The sequence below is a fragment of the Ideonella azotifigens genome (assembly GCF_006519715.1).
In the GTDB taxonomy this organism is placed as follows: domain Bacteria; phylum Pseudomonadota; class Gammaproteobacteria; order Burkholderiales; family Burkholderiaceae_C; genus Ideonella; species Ideonella azotifigens.
In genome coordinates, this window is record NZ_VIDT01000054.1 from 1 (window position 1) to 16,156 (window position 16,156).

The 16,156-nt window shown below is 66.4% G+C and carries 14 protein-coding genes; 6 read left to right on the plus strand and 8 right to left on the minus strand.

Translation table 11 applies throughout. From position 1 onward, the window contains the following. The 4 genes from FKP22_RS05990 to FKP22_RS06005 form a co-directional block, all read left to right on the plus strand. A partial coding sequence (locus tag FKP22_RS05990; RefSeq protein WP_211361315.1) for a hydantoinase B/oxoprolinase family protein occupies positions 1-1,726 on the plus strand: 1,726 nt, incomplete at its 5' end. A 110-nt stretch (positions 1,727-1,836) separates the two neighbouring features. Further along, entirely contained in the window at positions 1,837-2,409 is a 573-nt protein-coding gene (locus FKP22_RS05995) for a heme NO-binding domain-containing protein (RefSeq protein ID WP_141286140.1), read from the plus strand. Then, a complete protein-coding gene (locus FKP22_RS06000; protein ID WP_141286142.1) occupies positions 2,409-4,055 on the plus strand; it encodes an ATP-binding protein in 1,647 nt (548 codons plus the stop codon). The genes FKP22_RS05995 and FKP22_RS06000 overlap by 1 nt, the downstream gene beginning before the upstream one ends. Positions 4,056-4,306: 251 nt before the next feature. Beyond that, positions 4,307-4,816, plus strand: coding sequence for a hypothetical protein (locus FKP22_RS06005; RefSeq protein ID WP_141286144.1), 510 nt, complete (start codon positions 4,307-4,309; stop codon positions 4,814-4,816). A 12-nt stretch (positions 4,817-4,828) separates the two neighbouring features. On the opposite strand, the gene FKP22_RS06010 is transcribed toward FKP22_RS06005, so the two are convergent. Both FKP22_RS06010 and FKP22_RS06015 read right to left on the minus strand, forming a co-directional pair. Then, positions 4,829-5,128 (minus strand): type II toxin-antitoxin system RelE/ParE family toxin, encoded by a 300-nt coding sequence (locus FKP22_RS06010; RefSeq protein WP_141286146.1) that lies wholly within the window; start codon positions 5,126-5,128, stop codon positions 4,829-4,831. Then, positions 5,125-5,400 (minus strand): CopG family ribbon-helix-helix protein, encoded by a 276-nt coding sequence (locus FKP22_RS06015; protein ID WP_141286148.1) that lies wholly within the window; start codon positions 5,398-5,400, stop codon positions 5,125-5,127. Before FKP22_RS06015 ends, FKP22_RS06010 begins: the two co-directional genes overlap by 4 nt. Positions 5,401-6,067: 667 nt before the next feature. Here FKP22_RS06015 and FKP22_RS06020 point away from each other — a divergent pair. Next, positions 6,068-8,833 (plus strand): COR domain-containing protein, encoded by a 2,766-nt coding sequence (locus FKP22_RS06020; RefSeq protein WP_170200769.1) that lies wholly within the window; start codon positions 6,068-6,070, stop codon positions 8,831-8,833. Between the two features lie 79 nt (positions 8,834-8,912). Here the strand turns inward: FKP22_RS06020 and acnB are convergent, their stop codons facing one another. The 6 genes from acnB to FKP22_RS06050 all read right to left on the minus strand — a co-directional run bounded on the left by acnB (position 8,913) and on the right by FKP22_RS06050 (position 15,481). Continuing rightward, the gene (acnB, locus tag FKP22_RS06025) at positions 8,913-11,510 is read right to left on the minus strand and encodes a bifunctional aconitate hydratase 2/2-methylisocitrate dehydratase (protein WP_141286152.1); all 2,598 of its coding nucleotides are present in this window, start codon (positions 11,508-11,510) and stop codon (positions 8,913-8,915) included. A 77-nt stretch (positions 11,511-11,587) separates the two neighbouring features. After that, positions 11,588-11,986, minus strand: coding sequence for a type II toxin-antitoxin system VapC family toxin (locus FKP22_RS06030; protein ID WP_141286153.1), 399 nt, complete (start codon positions 11,984-11,986; stop codon positions 11,588-11,590). A 13-nt stretch (positions 11,987-11,999) separates the two neighbouring features. Further along, the gene (locus tag FKP22_RS06035; protein ID WP_141286155.1) at positions 12,000-12,245 is read right to left on the minus strand and encodes an AbrB/MazE/SpoVT family DNA-binding domain-containing protein; all 246 of its coding nucleotides are present in this window, start codon (positions 12,243-12,245) and stop codon (positions 12,000-12,002) included. Positions 12,246-12,427: 182 nt separating this feature from the next. After that, positions 12,428-13,192, minus strand: a complete 765-nt coding sequence (locus FKP22_RS06040; protein ID WP_141286157.1) for a hypothetical protein — start codon at positions 13,190-13,192, stop codon at positions 12,428-12,430. A gap of 191 nt (positions 13,193-13,383) precedes the next feature. After that, on the minus strand, positions 13,384-14,406 hold the full coding sequence (locus FKP22_RS06045; RefSeq protein WP_141286159.1) for an HpcH/HpaI aldolase/citrate lyase family protein: 1,023 nt from the start codon (positions 14,404-14,406) through the stop codon (positions 13,384-13,386). 88 nt (positions 14,407-14,494) lie between these two features. Then, positions 14,495-15,481 carry a malate dehydrogenase gene (locus FKP22_RS06050; protein WP_141286161.1) on the minus strand — a complete coding sequence of 329 codons (987 nt, stop codon included), beginning with the start codon at positions 15,479-15,481 and terminating at the stop codon, positions 14,495-14,497. Between the two features lie 324 nt (positions 15,482-15,805). Between FKP22_RS06050 and FKP22_RS06055 the strand changes: the two genes are divergently transcribed. After that, positions 15,806-16,156: GntR family transcriptional regulator (locus FKP22_RS06055; protein ID WP_141286163.1), on the plus strand; the 351-nt coding region annotated here is incomplete at its 3' end.

The window sequence follows — 16,156 nt, forward strand, 5'->3', positions numbered from 1 at the left end:
CGAAACGCTGGCCGCTGGCGCGCTGGTCACCGGCCCGGCGGTGATCGCCGAGAAAAACGCCACCACGGTGATCGACCCTGGCTGGCAGGCCAGCCTCAGCGCCCAGGGCGAGCTGCTGATCCAGCGCATTCGCCCGCGTGCTGCCCTGCGTGCGGCTGGCACCGTGGCCGATCCGGTGATGCTGGAGGTCTTCAACAACCTGTTCATGAACATTGCCGAGCAGATGGGCCTGCGGCTGCAGAACACCGCCTACTCGGTCAACATCAAGGAGCGGCTGGACTTTTCCTGCGCGCTGTTCGACCCGCAAGGCCAGCTGATTGCCAACGCGCCGCACATGCCGGTGCACCTGGGTTCGATGAGCGAGTCGATCCGCTCGGTGGTCGAGCGTAACCCCGAGATGCGGCCGGGCGACGTGTACGTGCTTAACGACCCGTACCATGGCGGAACCCATCTTCCCGACATCACTGTCGTCACGCCGGTGTACCTGGCCGAAGCCGACGTGAAGCCCAGCTTCTACGTCGCCTCGCGCGGTCATCATGCCGACATTGGCGGCACCACGCCGGGCTCGATGCCGCCGTTCTCGCAAAGCATCGAGGAAGAGGGCGTACTGATCGACAATTTCCAGCTGGTCGCGCAAGGCCGCTTGCGCGAGGCCGAACTGGTCGCGCTGCTGCAGTCCGGCCCGTACCCCAGCCGCAACCCGGCGCAGAACCTGGCGGACCTGCGGGCGCAGATCGCGGCCAACGAGAAGGGCGTGCAGGAGCTGAAGGCGATGGTGGCGCAGTACGGCCGCGAGACGGTGCTGGCCTACATGCAGCATGTGCAGGACAACGCCGAGGAATCGGTCCGCCGCGTGATCACCGCCTTGAAGCCCGGATCGTTCACGCTGCCGATGGACAACGGCGCCGAGATCCGGGTGGCGGTGACGGTGGATGCGAAGCAGCGCTCGGCCCGGGTCGACTTCACCGGCACCAGCGCGCAGCAGCCCAACAACTTCAACGCGCCCAGGTCCATCACCATGGCTGCCGTGCTCTATGTGTTCCGCACGCTGGTGGACGACGCCATTCCGCTGAACGCCGGTTGCCTGAAACCCATCGAAGTCATCGTGCCCGAAGGCTGCCTGCTGAACCCGCGCTTCCCGGCTGCCGTGGTGGCCGGCAACGTGGAGACCTCGCAGTGCGTCACCAATGCGCTGTACGGTGCGCTGGGCGTGATGGCCGCCAGCCCCTGCACGATGAACAACTTCACCTTCGGCGACGATGAGCACCAATACTACGAGACCATCTCCGGCGGTTCCGGCGCGGGGCCGGGTTTCGCCGGCACCAGCGTGGTCCAGACCCACATGACCAACTCGCGGCTGACCGACCCCGAAGTGCTGGAATTCCGCTTCCCGGTTCGGCTGGATGCCTACGAGATCCGCTCCGGCACCGGGGGCACCGGCCAGTGGAACGGCGGCGATGGTGGCGAGCGCCGCGTCCGCTTCCTGCGGCCGATGACGGCGTCCATCCTCAGCAATGGCCGCAAGCATGGCGCGTTTGGCATGGCTGGTGGCCAGCCTGGCGCGGTGGGGGAGAATTTCGTGCAGCGGGCCGACGGGCGCACGGAGGTGCTGGGCCACATCGGGCAGGTGGAGATGGGCGTGGGCGATGTGTTTGTGATCCGCACGCCGGGCGGTGGCGGGCATGGCCAAGCCAGCGGCCAGGCAAAGGTAGCGGGCCAAGCGTGAATTGATGCCGCCGATCGACCCGGAATAGGGCGCTTACGGATGGCCCGAAGGGGCTGGGCGGCTGATGATGGACCGGCGGGCCGCTGTTCCGGGCCCGCGGAGAGGCGTCCATGTACGGATTGGTCAACCAGGGCCTGGAAGATTTCGTGGTCCAGCGGTTCGGCGGCGACACCTGGCGGCAGGTTCTGCAGCGGGCCGGCGTGGCACAGGAGATGTTCATCTCGATGGACAGCTACCCCGACGAGTTGAGCTTCAAACTCGTCGGTGCCGCCAGCGAGTTGCTGGGCATGGATGCCGATGCCCTGCTGGAAGCCTTCGGCCAGCACTGGGTGCTCTACACCGCGCAGGTCGGCTACGGTGAGATGCTGGCGATGGCCGGCTCGGACCTGAAGACCTTCCTGCTCAACCTCGACACCCTGCACAGCCACGTCGGCATGACCTTTCCCGACTTGCGGCCGCCGTCGTTCGAGGTCGAGTCGCTGCCAGCAAGCGAGCAGGGTCTGCTGCTGCATTACCGCAGCGAGCGCCAGGGCATGGCGCCGATGGTGATAGGCTTGATCGAGGGCCTGGGGCAGCGCTTCAGGCAGCCGGTGACGGTGCGGCAGATCGCGTTCCGCGGGCCGCAGGACCACGACGTCTTCCGCATCGAGTACATCGAGGTGCCCGCACACCCGGCCGCGTGATGTCGGCTGCCTCGCTGAACCTCACGCCGGCGCAATTCGCTGCAGCGTTTCCTTTCCACATGGTGCTGGACCGGCAGCTTCGGTTGCTGCAGGTCGGCACAGTGCTGGGTCGCGTCTGCCCGGAGATGGTGCCGGGCGCGGCGTTGGCGCAGCAGTTCAGGCTGGTGCGGCCGGTGCTGGCCCAGGTGGACTTTGAGGCCATCGCCGCGCGGGAGAAGGCGCTGTTTGTGTTCCGCCACCGAGAAGGGTTGCTGCAACTGCGTGGCGAGATGGTGGTGCAGGGCGAGCAGGTGTTTTTCCTCGGCTCGCCCTGGGTGGGCGCCATGGCCAGCCTGCGCCGCATCGGCCTGACGCTGAACGACTTCGCGGTGCACGATCCGGTGGTCGACCTGCTGTTCCTGCTGCAGACCAAGGACAAGGCGCTGGCCGATGCACAGGAGCTTTCCCGCCGGCTCAGCGCGCAGAAGGACAGCCTGAATGCCGCGCATCTCGCGGCCGAGGTGGCGGTGGCCGCCAGCCGCACCAAGAGCGAATTCCTGGCGGTGATGAGCCATGAGATCCGCACGCCGCTCAATGGCGTGCTGGGCATGCTGCAGTACCTGCTGGCCAGCGACCTGCGGCCCGACCAGCGGCTGTGCGCCGAGACGGCCGCGCGCAGCGGCAAGACCCTGCTCAGCATCATCAACGACATCCTGGACTTCTCCAAGGTCGAGGCCGGCAAGCTGGAGCTGGAGCAGATTCCGCTGGACCCGCAGCAGCTTGCGCAGGAAGCCGTGGAGCTGGTGGCCTTCCAGGCGAGCGACAAGGGCTTGGCGCTGGCCTGCGAGGTGGCGCCTGGCGTGCCGCAGCTGTTGCTGGGCGACCCGGGCCGCATCCGCCAGGTGCTGATCAACTTCCTGGCCAACGCGATCAAGTTCACCCGCGTCGGCCAGGTGACGCTGCGTGTTGGCCTGGTGGCAGAGACTGACACGCACGCCACCTTGCGGCTGGAGGTGCAGGACACTGGCATCGGCATCGAGTCGGTGCGGCAGCAAAGCATTTTCGAGCCCTTCACGCAGGCCGACCTGTCGACCACGCGCCAGTACAGCGGCACCGGTCTGGGCCTGGCGATCTGCCGCAAGCTGGCCGAGCTGATGGGCGGCGAGGTGGGCCTGCAAAGCCAGGCCGGCCAGGGCAGCAGCTTCTGGCTCACGGTGAGCCTGGAGAAGGCGAAGCGGGAGGACGGGCCGGCCGCCTTGCCGCTGAAGCTGCCCAGCCGCTTCTCCGGCCACCTGCTGCTGGGCGAAGACGATCCCGTCAACCAGCAGATCGCGATGCTGCACCTGGCCGCGCTCGGGCTCACGGTGGACGTGTTCGGCAACGGCGCGGACGCGATGCAGGCCGCTGCGCATGGTGGCTACGACATGGCGCTGATGGACTTGCGCATGCCGGTGATGGATGGCCTCACCGCCTGCCGCGCCATTCGCCAGTTGCACGGGCCGGCAGGCCGGTTGCCCATCATCATCTGGACCGCCAGCATGCTGGACGTGGACCAGCAGCGCATCACCGAGGCTGGCGCCAATGGCGTGCTGGGCAAGCCGTTCGAGCTGGACGCGCTCAAGCGCGTGCTGGCCCGCTTCCTGCCGGCGGACGGTGCCGCCTCATGAGAAAACGCAGGGCCGCCCCAAGTTTTCTCATCCCCCTCGGGGGGGGCCTGACGCGAAGCGGCAGGTCTGGGGGCGCTCCGCTCATCAGGCACCGAAATCCGCATAAGGTCGCGCGGGGACTCTTCATCAAGACAGGCGATCCCGCCGTCTCGACGCCTTCACACCGCCGCAGTAAGCTCGTTGCAGAGGATGTTGATCTGCAGTACGTGGCGCGCGCTTTCGCGTCTGGATGCATGGAGAGGAACCTCAGCATGTCTCAGCCTTCCGCAGTTCAATCCCGTACCCCGCAACACTTCCTGCGCGACAGCAAGATCAGCGCACCGCAAGCCGACCTGCTGCACGGCGCGCACGCCAGGCACGTCGCCGAGCTGGCCTCCAGCCCGGCCGGCTGGCATGGCTCGGACGACATCGAAACCCTGGTCGGCCTGGCCGGCGATTTCCTGTGGTCCGAAAACCCGTTTGCGCTCGCGCGCATCAGCTTTGTCTTCGACGCAGGCCACCTTGGCAGCCAGGGCAGCTACCAGATCATCAATGGCCTGCTCACGGTCGAAAAAGGTGCCTTTTACAGCGTGCCGAACAACCCGGCCATCGGCTGGGCCGCCATCTCGCTGGCACCCACCGGCGCCTCCGAGCTGCGCTCATTTGTCGTCGCCGGCATGTTCACCGACGCCAACTGGACCATCATCGAAACCCTGATGCTCCAGAAGCTCGGCCCCAGCGGCCCGCTGCTGCCGCCGTTCTCGGCGGTGCGCCTGGCCTGAGGCGCTTGTGCCTCAGTCGGCACGCGTGTAGCCGGCTTCTCGCTGCGACCTGATCGCCAAGACCAGGATCAGGTCGTCCCCTTCCTGGTAGCGGTACAGCGCGACGTAGCCTCGCGTGCGTTTGCCGATCACCAGCTCACGCAGGCCGCTGGTGGTCAGGCGGCCAATCATCGGATGCTGGGCCAACACGTCCAGCGCCGAAATGATCTCGTCCGCCCTGTCGTCGAGGTCACTGCCTTCGTGCGCTTCCAGGTGGGCGACGATGCGTTCGAGGTCCTCGATGACCTCTGGCGCCAGCTTGACCGCCGTCACTTCTTGCCGCGCCTTGCCTGCCCAGCCGTCGTGCGTGTGCGGGACTTCAGCCAGCTGCGCGCGTCTGCCCAGTCCAATGCGTGCCCGGTGGCTTGCACGGTCGCTTCGCGGGCCAGCGCTTCGGCCACAAAGCTGGCTTGCTGCTCGGCGCGCTCCGCCTTTTCCGCAATGGCTTCGAGGATGAAACTGTGCGGTGTCATGTCGGCCTGCTCCGCGGCCTTCTGCACGCGCTGCTTCAAGGGATCAGGCAAACGGATCGTCGTGGTGGACATGGCGTTTCCTATGGCATTGAAGCGAATGTAGCACCAGTGTGCTACATGGCGAGCGCCACGGTTGCGGGATCGCAGCTGCCCGGCACCTTCGCCGTTCTCGCCGCTTGTCAATGGTCGGAATGAGGATACGGCCGAGGGCGTGGCCACCCGAGCCGCGCTTGCGCGCTCCACAATCCACCCAGGGTCGGGAATCCATGGGAGCTGAGGTCAGATGTCACGTCACGAAAAGGCGCATGCGATTGCCGAGGCCAGGATTCAGCACGCATTGGCCACCCAGGCGAGCAGCCTGTCATTGCATGGGCTACGCATCAGCGACCTGCCACGCAGCATCGAATGCCTGGCTGCAAGTCTGAGGGAACTGGATCTGAGTGAATGCCAGTTTCTGCGCGACGTTTCGGCGTTGTCCACGTTGACGGGCCTGCAGACCCTGCACCTGAGTCGGTGCGGCCAGCTCACGGAGCTGACGGCGCTGGCGGGGCTGAGTGGCCTGCAGACGCTGGACCTAAGTCGGTGCGGCCAGCTCACGGAGCTGACGGCGCTGGCGGGGCTGAGTGGCCTGCAGACGCTGGACCTGAGTTGGTGCGTCCAGCTCAAGGAGGTGACGGCGCTGGCGGGGCTGAGTGGCCTGCAGACGCTGGACCTGAGTTGGTGCGTCCAGCTCAAGGAGGTGACGGCGCTGGCGGGGCTGAGCGGCCTGCATACGCTGAACCTGAGTTGGTGCGGCCAGCTCACGGAGCTGACGGCGCTGGCCGGGCTGAGCGGCCTGCAGACGCTGGACCTGAGCAACTGCCGCCAGCTCACGGAGCTGACGGCGCTGGCGGAGCTTAGCGGCTTACAGACGCTGGACCTGTATGGCTGCGGCCAGCTCACGGAGCTGACGGCGCTGAGGGGGCTGAGCGACCTGCAGGCGCTGAGCCTGAGCTGGTGCGGCCAGCTCACCGAGCTCACCGAGCTCACGGCGCTGAGCGGCCTGCAGAACCTGAGCCTGAGGGAGTGCGACCAGATCACGAAGCTGACGGCGCTGGCGGGGCTGAGCGGCCTGCAGACGCTGGACCTGAGTGGGTGCGGCCAGCTTGCGGACGTTACGGCGCTGGCGGGGCTGAGCGGCCTGCAGATGCTGGACCTGAGTGGGTGCGGCCAGCTTACGGACGTGAAGGCACTGGAGGGGCTGGACGAACTCGCAAGCCTCAAGCTTTTCGGCACCGATCTGAGCGGTTTCGTTCCTGCCTCCCTGGCGACGAACTGGCCCATGCTGCGTGAACTGACGGCTGATTCGCTGGCAACGGTGCCGCGCGAACTGCTGTCTTCAAGCGAGCCACACGGTCGAAACGGCGATTCCTGCCTGCGGCGCATGGCCGACTGGCAAGCTGATCTGGAGACCCATGGCAGTGAGCCCATGGACGAGGTGAAGCTTTTCGTGCTGGGCAATGGCCGGGTGGGCAAAACCCAGGTGAGCCGGCGGCTGTGTGGCGAAGCCTTCGAACCGGCAGTGCCAAGCACCCACGGCGTGGTGGTCCGTCATTTCGAGTTGCCTCTGGCTGCCAAGCCGCCGGGCCAGACGGCCCGTGAGGTGCAGCTTTGGGACTTTGGGGGCCAGGATTTGTTCCTGGGTACCCACAGCCTCTTCCTGGATGAGCGCGCGCTTTACCTTCTCTTGTGGCATCCCGCCGCCGAGAGCGAAGCGCCGGTGCTGGACAACGGCCTGTGGATGCCCTCGCACCGGCTTGGCTACTGGTTGGACTATGTGAAGGCGGTGGCTGGGCCGCAAACGCTGGTCATCGTGTCGCAGGCGCAGTGTGACGAAGAGAGCCAACTCGTGGAGCCGCCGGTGCCGGCGGACCATGGCTTCGGGTGGTTGCGGCGCAGCGCTTGTAGCGCGATGCTGGAAGAGGGGCTGGATCGCTTGCTGCCGGAGTTGCGAGCGGGGGCCAAACTGCTGGCCGAGCGGCATGGCGAAACCCTGATCCCGCGAAACTGGGCGGCGCTGGGCGGCAAGCTGCGGGAGATGGGCAAGGCGCAGAAGGTATTGGCCCTGGATGGGTTCGATGCGATGTGCCGGGAGCATGGCGTCAGCGCGCCGCGCACCTTGCTGGGCTATCTGCATCAGTCAGGGCAGGTGTTTTGGCGCGCAGACGTGTTTGGGGGTGCCGTCATCCTCGACCAAGCCTGGGCCTTGGAGGGCGTCTACGCGCTTTTGCACCGGCAAAAGGTCTTGCCTACGCTGCGTCGCCAAGGCGGGCTGTTCACGCCGGAGCTTCTGTCAGCCTTGCTGTGGGACGGGGAGTTCGACGCTACCGAGCAGGCGCACTTCGTGAGCCTGATGCAGGCTTGCCGGGTCTGCTTCAAGGTGGGCGATGGGCAATACATTGCCGCGGATTGCCTGCAGGAGCGCGCGGCGATGGCGAGCGAGGAGCAGGCGGTATGGCGCGGTGCGGAGCCAGATGCGGAAGTGCGGCTGCGCTACCCGCTGCTTCACGGTGGCTTGCAGCGTACGGTGCTGTGCGAAATGGGCGAGAAGGCGGGGCCGAATGCGGTGTACTGGCGATATGGCCTGTGCTATCACGACGCCAAGGCGCGGGTAACGGTGCGCCTGTCTTCCGAGCCGGGTGAAGACGCCGGGCGGCGGGGCGCGATGGTGTTGCAGGTCAGCGGCCCTGAGGCCTCAAGCCATGCGGGCGATCTGATCAACGCGCTGCTGGGAGAGGTTCGCCTGGGGCAGAAGCCCGAGGTTCAATGGATGAAAGGGCAGGCGGTCATGGACAAGGCCGACAAAGCGATGGGTGGCAATGAGACCGAGGAGAAGGCAGCGCTGGTGAATGCGGCGCCCTTGCCCAGTGGTGTGGCAGCCACGAAGAAGAAACCGGTGGTCTACGTTTCCTATGCCTGGGGCGGAGACAGCGATGCGACCGTGGATGGCCTGCAGGCGGCGCTGGCGCCTTGGGTAGAAGTGCACCGGGACAAGGACAGGCTGCGCAACGGCGACAGCATTCGGCACTTCGAGGAAGAGATTGGCCGCGGGCTGTGCGTGATCGTCGTGCTCAGTGCGAAGTACATGCTGTCAGTCGACTGCATGCGGGAGCTGGGCTTTGTGTGGGAGCGTGCGCAACGCAACGCGGAGCGATTCGCGGAACGCGTGGTCCCCGTCGTGCTGGAGGATGCCGGCATCAGCCGAATGACGCAGCGGCTTGACCATGTGAAGCACTGGCGTTCGGAAATGACAGCCCTGGAGGCACTCGTGACCGAGATCGGCCCGGTGGATTGCGGGCAAAGCACGACGCGGCAACTGCAGGACATTCGAACCTTCACAGTGCATTTGGCCGACGCCCTGAATGCGCTTGCGGACCGGGTGATGCCGCGCGGCTGCGAAACCTTGGCTGCAGCCAGCTACGAACCTGTGCTGGAACTGATCAAGCGGCGCTTGAGCCTGGGTTGAACACGCCATGGAAAAGGCCCGCCAGGTTTCCCTGGCGGGCCTTTTGGGCCGGGCGCCTGAGAGGGCGCCTGAGCTGCGATCAGCAGGCTGCTGCGGTGGCCTTCGCGCCTTCAGCGTACTCGTCGATCTGGTCGAAGTTGAGGTACTTGTAGATCGCGGCGCCGTCCTTGTTCACCACGCCCATGGCTTCGTGGTATTCGGCCACGGTGGGGATGTGGCCGAGCTTGGAGGCGATGGCGGCGAGTTCGGCCGAGGCGAGGAACACGTTGCTGTTCTTGCCCAGGCGGTTCGGGAAGTTGCGGGTAGAGGTGGAGACCACGGTCGCGCCTTCGCGCACCTGCGCCTGGTTGCCCATGCACAGCGAGCAGCCCGGCATTTCGGTGCGGGCGCCAGCGGTGCCGAAGGCTGCGTAGTGGCCTTCCTTGATCAGCTCGCTCTCGTCCATCTTGGTCGGCGGTGCCACCCACAGCTTGACGGGGATGTCGCGCTGGCCGCCCAGCAGCTTGGCCGCGGCACGGAAGTGGCCGATGTTGGTCATGCACGAGCCGATGAAAGCCTCGTCGATCTTGGTGCCGGCAACTTCGGACAGGAACTTCGCGTCATCCGGGTCATTCGGGCAGCAGAGGATGGGTTCCTTGATGTCGGCCAGGTCGATCTCGATGACATGTGCGTACTCGGCGTCCTTGTCGGCTTCCAGCAGGTCGGGCTTGGCCAGCCAGGCTTCGACTTTCTCGATGCGGCGCTGCAGCGTGCGGGCATCGGCATAACCGTCGGCGATCATGTTCTTCATCAGCACGACGTTGCTGGTGAGGTATTCCTTGATCGGCTCGGGATTCAGCTTGATGGTGCAGCCTGCGGCGCTGCGCTCGGCCGATGCGTCGCTCAGCTCGAAGGCCTGTTCGACCTTCAGGTCCGGCAGCCCTTCGATTTCCAGGATGCGGCCCGAGAAGGCGTTGACCTTGCCGGCCTTGGCGACCGTCAGCAGCCCGGCCTTGATCGCGTACAGCGGGATCGCGTGCACCAGGTCGCGCAGCGTCACGCCGGGTTGCATCTGGCCCTTGAAGCGCACCAGCACCGACTCGGGCATGTCCAGCGGCATCACGCCGGTGGCAGCACCGAAGGCGACCAGGCCGGAGCCGGCGGGGAAGGAGATGCCGATCGGGAAGCGAGTGTGCGAGTCGCCACCGGTGCCCACGGTGTCAGGCAGCAGCAGGCGGTTCAGCCAGCTGTGGATCACGCCGTCGCCCGGGCGCAGCGCCACGCCGCCGCGGCTGCTCATGAAGGCCGGCAGTTCGCGGTGGGTCTTTACGTCGACCGATTTCGGATAGGCGGCGGTGTGGCAGAAGGACTGCATCACCAGGTCGGCCGAGAAGCCCAGGCAGGCCAGGTCCTTCAGCTCGTCGCGGGTCATCGGGCCGGTGGTGTCCTGCGAGCCGACCGTCGTCATCTTGGGTTCGCAGTAGGTGCCTGGGCGCACGCCCTGGCCCTCTGGCAGGCCGACGGCACGGCCGACCATCTTCTGCGCCAGCGTGAAGCCGGCCTTGGACTCGGCAGGCGCCTTGGGCAGGCGGAACAGCGTGGAGGCGGGCAGGCCGAGGAACTCGCGCGCCTTGGCGGTCAGCGTGCGGCCGATGTTGAGGTTGATGCTGCCGCCAGCGCGCACCGAGTCGAGGATGACGTCCGTCTTCAGCTGGAAGGATGCGATCTCCGTGCCGTTCTTGGTGATCTTGCCCTCGTACGGGTAGACATCGAGCACATCGCCCATCTCCATGGCCGACACATCGACCTCGATCGGCAGCGAGCCCGAGCTCTCTTGCGTGTTGAAGAAGATCGGGGCGATCTTGCCGCCCAGCGTGACGCCGCCAAAGCGCTTGTTCGGCGCAAACGGGATGTCCTGGCCGGTGGCCCAGATCACCGAGTTGGTGGCCGACTTGCGCGAGGAGCCGGTGCCGACCACGTCGCCGACGTAGGCGACGATGTGGCCCTTCTTCTTCAGATCCTCGATGAACTGCATCGGGCCGCGCTTGCCGTCTTCCTCCGGCACGAAGGCGGCGCCTTCGCGGGTGTTCTTCAGCATGGCCAGGTAGTGCAGCGGAATGTCCGGGCGGCTCCAGGCGTCGGGCGCGGGCGAGAGGTCGTCGGTGTTGGTCTCGCCAGGCACCTTGAAGACGGTGATGGTGATCTTCTGCTCGACTTCCGGGCGGCTGGTGAACCACTCGGCATCCGCCCAGCTCTGCATGACTTCCTTGGCCTTGGCATTGCCGGCCTTGGCCTTTTCCGCCACGTCATTGAAGAAGTCGAACATCAGCAAGGTCTTCTTCAGGCCTTCCGCCGCCACGCTGGCGACTTCAGCGTCGTCCAGCAGTTCGATCAGCGGATGCACGTTGTAGCCGCCGACCATGGTGCCCAGCAACTCGGTGGCCAGGGCCTTGGGGACCAGGGGCACGCTGATGTCGCCATGCGCCACGGCGGCGAGGAACGAAGCCTTGACCTTGGCCGCGTCGTCCACGCCCGGGGGCACGCGGTGCGTCAGCAGGTGCAGCAGGTAGGCATCTTCGCCAGCAGGCGGGTTCTTGATCAGCTCGATCAGGTCGGCGACCTGCTTGGCGTCAAGCGGCAGCGGCGGAATGCCGAGCGTGGCGCGTTCGGCGGCATGTTGGCGATAGGCTTGCAGCATGGGGCTCTCCAGGAAAGAACGGTGGGTATCAGGGGGGCGCCCGCGAGGCGGGGCGCCGGTGTGAATGGCAGGCAGGGTCAGGGCACGATGACCTTCAGGCCCTTGAAATAGTCGCGGTAGAAGGTGGCGTCGCGGGTGATCAGGCCGTCGCACTGCAGCATCGCGTGGGCGCCGACCAGGAAATCGGGGGCGGCACGGCCACCCGGGTGGCCGCTGCGCTGGCGATAGCGGCGCTGCATCTCGCCAGCGCGCACGGCGGCCTTGGTTTCGGTGGCGCTGTAGCCCACGCCCATGTCTTCCAGCACTTCCAGCGCCTCGGAACCGTTCTTCAACGCGGTGCAGATTTCCGTCAGCACCACGTCGCAGACGACCACCGGGCCGATGCTGAGCGACTGGCGCAGGCAGGCTTCGGCTGCGTCTGCGGCCGGGCCGTCGGCCAGCAGGTCGATCACGACGGAGGAGTCGATGGCGATCACGGTTTGGGGACGCTCAGACGTCCAGCGGCTCGCCGGGGGCGCGGCCACGGATGGCGCGCAGGGCTTCATCGGTGTCGGCAAAGCCGTCCAGCTTGAAGCGGCCGCGGGCACGGGAGATGGCGTCGGACACGTCCTTGCGCAGGATGATGCGCGCGCCGTCCAGTTCGACCTTCAGCGTGGTGCCCTTGGTCAGGCCCAGGGCATCACGCACGGCCTTGGGCAGGGTGATCTGCCCACGCTCGGCAACAGTGGCTTCCATGCGTCGGTACTCCCAAAGCTTCCAAACCGGTATGCATGAATTATACGTACTCAATCGTGCATGCGCATGGCCGCGGGACGCCGGCCGCACAGGTTTGCCTGCAAAAATCCCGGCCACAAATGAACACAGGCCCCGAAGGGCCTGTGGCAAGCAAAGAACAGCCCCCTGAGGGCGGGGCAATCTCAGCGCTGAACCGGGGCTTGGCTGGGCGCGGCAGCCTCGATGGTCACCGGTGCTGCGGCGGCCGGAAGCGCCGGGGTGGGCGCAGCAGGCGTGGTGGACACGGCGGTAGTGGCCGGCGCCACGGCTGCAGGTTCGACCGCGGCAAGCACCGGAGCGGGTGCAGGCGCTGCTGCAGTAACCGCGGCTTGTGCGGCTTGTGCGGCGGCAGCAGCCTGGGCTGCGGCGGCGACTTGCTCCGGGCTCATCAGCAGCGCCTGTTGGGGCTGGCCTGCAGCATTGTTCTTGGCTTCGAGTTGCTTGGGGTGCACGCATTCGTCAACGATGCGCCGTCCGGCCTTCACGTCCATCAGCATGGACTTGTAGGCGATCTGCAGCAGCAAGGCCTCACCCTTGACGTCTTCCAGGCGCAGTGCGCCGGTGGTCGACAGGGTGGGTTTCATCGTGTACGTGGTCTTGCCGAAAGTGACGTCGATGTAGCCGTCGTACTTCGGATTCATCGCCACCTGCATGCGCTGCGAGAACTCGCAGTCGTACTGACCAAAATGGGTCATGGCGGCGGCGGCGTTCTGCTCGCCTTCGGAGGCCGGCAGCGGCACTTCGACAGGCGGGGGCGGCGGTTCGACGACCTTCTTGGCTTTTGCGCCCTTGCCGGCGGCCTTGGCCGTGGTGGTGGAAGATTTGGCAGAGGCAACAGCGGCGGGCTGGGCTGCTACGGCGGCTGCGCTGAGCAGCAGCGCCACGGACACAAAAGCGCGAATCATCAAGGCAGGGCTCCTTCGGAAAGAGGGCAGGCGTATTGTGCCTGCGCAAGCCGTGCCAAACCCTGTTACCAGCTGTGAGGCTGTTGGTATTTGCCCAGGACTTGGCGCGATTTAACGACAACGCGGAGCAGGTTCTGTTCCATCGCCGGAACTGACGGAATTTGTCAGCGCTGTTCCGGCGAGTCCTGGGCAGTTCAGTGCGCGCCGAAAAACGCGAGCTGCACTTCGGCCGGCAGCTGCGCGCCGCCGGCAAACGAGGTGCGATGGGCCCGCTGCAGTACCTGCCAGAAATAGCGGTAGCTGGCCCGGTCGTGCAACTGGTCCCGGCCGGCGTGGCGATGGCGGATCGGCGCCCAGTCGGCCGCCTGCGCGGCCTGCAGGATCTCGATGGCCTGGTCGACCTCGGCGGCGCTGGGTGCAAAAGCGTCGACGATGGGGCGGATCTGGTCCGGGTGGATGCTCCACATGCGGGTGTAGCCCAGTTGCCGGCAGGCGCGTTCGGCGGCGCCCTGCAGCGCGGCGCTGTCCTTGAACTCGGTGACCACGCAGTGCGAAGGCACCTTGCCTGCCGCGTGGCAGGCCGCCGCGATCTCCAGCTTGGCGCGCAGCACCAGCGGGTGCTGGAACTGGCCCTGCGAGCCCATCGCCGATTGCGGAATCGCGCCGCGGTGCGCCGAGACGAAGTCCATCAGGCCGAAGGACAGCGATTCGATGCGCGGGTGCGCGGCCAGCGCGAACACGTCGCGCAGCGCACCGTGCGTCTCGACCAGTGCGTGCAGCGGGATCGGCTTTGCCAGGCCGGCCTGCGCCGACAGTGCATCGATGATGGCCACCGCCTGTTCCAGGCCCGCCAGGTGGCGCGGTTTCGGGATCATCAGGTAGGCCAGCTTTGCGCCGGCCTTGGGCAGCAAGGCTTCGAGCATGGTCGTGAAAGCCGGGTGCTCGACCGGCACGACGCGTGCGCCGACGCGGCCGAAGCGGTTTTCCGGCGAGGTGACCAGCTCGGCGATCAGGTGCGCATGCTCGACTTCACCGCCCACCGGTGCGCCGTCCTCGCCGTCCAGCGTGATGTCGAACACCGGGCCCATCTCAGCCTGCAGTGCCAGGCTCTTTCGCATGCGCGCCTCGACGCCGCAGTAGTGGTCGCACACCGGCAGCGCCGGCACGGCGTCGCCTTCTTCGAACAAGACATCGGCGGGGTGGCGCAGTGCAGTCATGGCGGGCAGGGGCAGGGGAGAAATGAAAAAGCCGGCGCCGCTTGCGCGGGCACCGGCTCATTGGCGCGGGCCGTTCAGGCCCGGCTCCTTACAGCAGGTGCTTGACGCCGTCCTGCTCGCCTTGCAGCTCGGCCAGGGTCTTGTTGATGCACTCTTGCGAGAAGGCATCGATCTCCAGGCCTTCGACGATCTTGTATTCGCCGTTTTCGCAGGTGACCGGGAAACCGAACATGATTTCCTTCGGGATGCCGTATTCGCCGTTCGACGGGATGCCCATCGTGACCCACTTGCCATTGGTGCCCAGGGCCCAGTCGCGCATGTGGTCGATGGCGGCGTTGGCTGCCGAAGCGGCCGACGACAGGCCGCGCGCTTCGATGATGGCGGCGCCGCGCTTGCCGACGGTCGGCAGGAACACGTCCTTGTTCCAGGCCTGGTCGTTGATCATGTCCTTGACCGAAGCGCCATCAATGGTGGCGTAGCGGTAGTCGGCGTACATGGTCGGCGAGTGGTTGCCCCACACGGCCAGCTTCTCGATGGCCGACACCGGCTTGCCGGTCTTGGCGGCGATCTGCGAAGCGGCGCGGTTGTGGTCCAGGCGCAGCATGGCGGTGAAGTTCTTGGCCGGCAGGTCCGGGGCCGACTTCATCGCGATGTAGGCGTTGGTGTTGGCCGGGTTGCCGACGACCAGCACCTTGACATTGCGCGATGCGACGGCGTTCAGCGCCTTGCCCTGGGCGGTGAAGATCGCGCCGTTGATGGACAGCAGCTCGGCACGCTCCATGCCCGGGCCGCGCGGACGCGAACCGACCAGCAGCGCGTAGTCCGCATCCTTGAATGCGGTCATCGGGTCTGCATGGGCTTGCATGCCGGCCAGCAGCGGGAAGGCGCAGTCGTCGAGTTCCATCATCACGCCCTTGAGTGCCTTCTGGGCCTTCTCGTCGGGGATCTCCAGCAGCTGGAGGATCACGGGCTGGTCCTTGCCCAGCATCTCGCCGGAGGCGATGCGGAACAGCAGCGCGTAGCCAATCTGGCCTGCGGCGCCGGTCACGGCCACGCGGACGGGGGTCTTGCTCATGGTGGAGTTCTCCGAGAAAAAGAGAGAGCGATGAAAGAAGAAAACGGCGACGCCAGCGTGTGCAGATCGGGCAACAACAGAGGTGGGCTGCGAGGGGATCGGGCTGTGCGTCGGGTTCAGGCCTGGCAGGGCACCCGGTGGGGTGCAAAGCGGGCGCCAAGGCGGCGCCGGAGCTCAGGCGGAGAAGTGTAGCGCGGCAGTCTAGGCGTGCGGGCGGGCCGAGTCAATCCTCTTATGTCTTATATAAGACATGAGTCCGGGTATTTGGCGTTGGCATTGGACGCTTGACCGCAGCCTGTGCTGCAATGCCGCCCCATGCCTGCGATGCCTGTTGATCCGCCCGAAGCCGCCCCCCCGGCCGAACGGGGCTCGGAGCGTCCGGCGGCCGCGCAGGAAGGCCCGGCGTTCAGCCCGCTGTACCAGCAGATCAAGGCCTTGCTGGTGAAGAGCCTGCAAGGCGGCGAGTGGCGGCCCGGCGAGGCCATCCCCAGCGAGATGGAACTGGCAGTGCGCTACCGCGTCAGCCAGGGCACCGTGCGCAAGGCGATCGACGAGCTGGCGACCGACAACCTGCTGGTGCGCCGGCAGGGAAGAGGTACCTTTGTTGCCACCCACGCCGAAGAAAACATCCAGTACCGCTTCCTGCGGCTGGCGCCCGATGAGGGGCCGCCCACC

What these genes read in the sequence shown, in the direction of transcription:
- FKP22_RS05995 (WP_141286140.1), top strand. Translation starts at nt 1,837, where the DNA reads ATGTACGGATTGGTCAACCAGGGCCTGGAAGATTTCGTGGTCCAGCGG.
- FKP22_RS06000 (WP_141286142.1), top strand. Translation starts at nt 2,409, where the DNA reads ATGTCGGCTGCCTCGCTGAACCTCACGCCGGCGCAATTCGCTGCAGCG.
- FKP22_RS06005 (WP_141286144.1), top strand. Translation starts at nt 4,307, where the DNA reads ATGTCTCAGCCTTCCGCAGTTCAATCCCGTACCCCGCAACACTTCCTG.
- FKP22_RS06015 (WP_141286148.1), bottom strand. Translation starts at nt 5,400, where the DNA reads ATGTCCACCACGACGATCCGTTTGCCTGATCCCTTGAAGCAGCGCGTG.
- acnB (WP_141286152.1), bottom strand. Translation starts at nt 11,510, where the DNA reads ATGCTGCAAGCCTATCGCCAACATGCCGCCGAACGCGCCACGCTCGGC.
- FKP22_RS06035 (WP_141286155.1), bottom strand. Translation starts at nt 12,245, where the DNA reads ATGGAAGCCACTGTTGCCGAGCGTGGGCAGATCACCCTGCCCAAGGCC.
- FKP22_RS06045 (WP_141286159.1), bottom strand. Translation starts at nt 14,406, where the DNA reads ATGACTGCACTGCGCCACCCCGCCGATGTCTTGTTCGAAGAAGGCGAC.
- FKP22_RS06050 (WP_141286161.1), bottom strand. Translation starts at nt 15,481, where the DNA reads ATGAGCAAGACCCCCGTCCGCGTGGCCGTGACCGGCGCCGCAGGCCAG.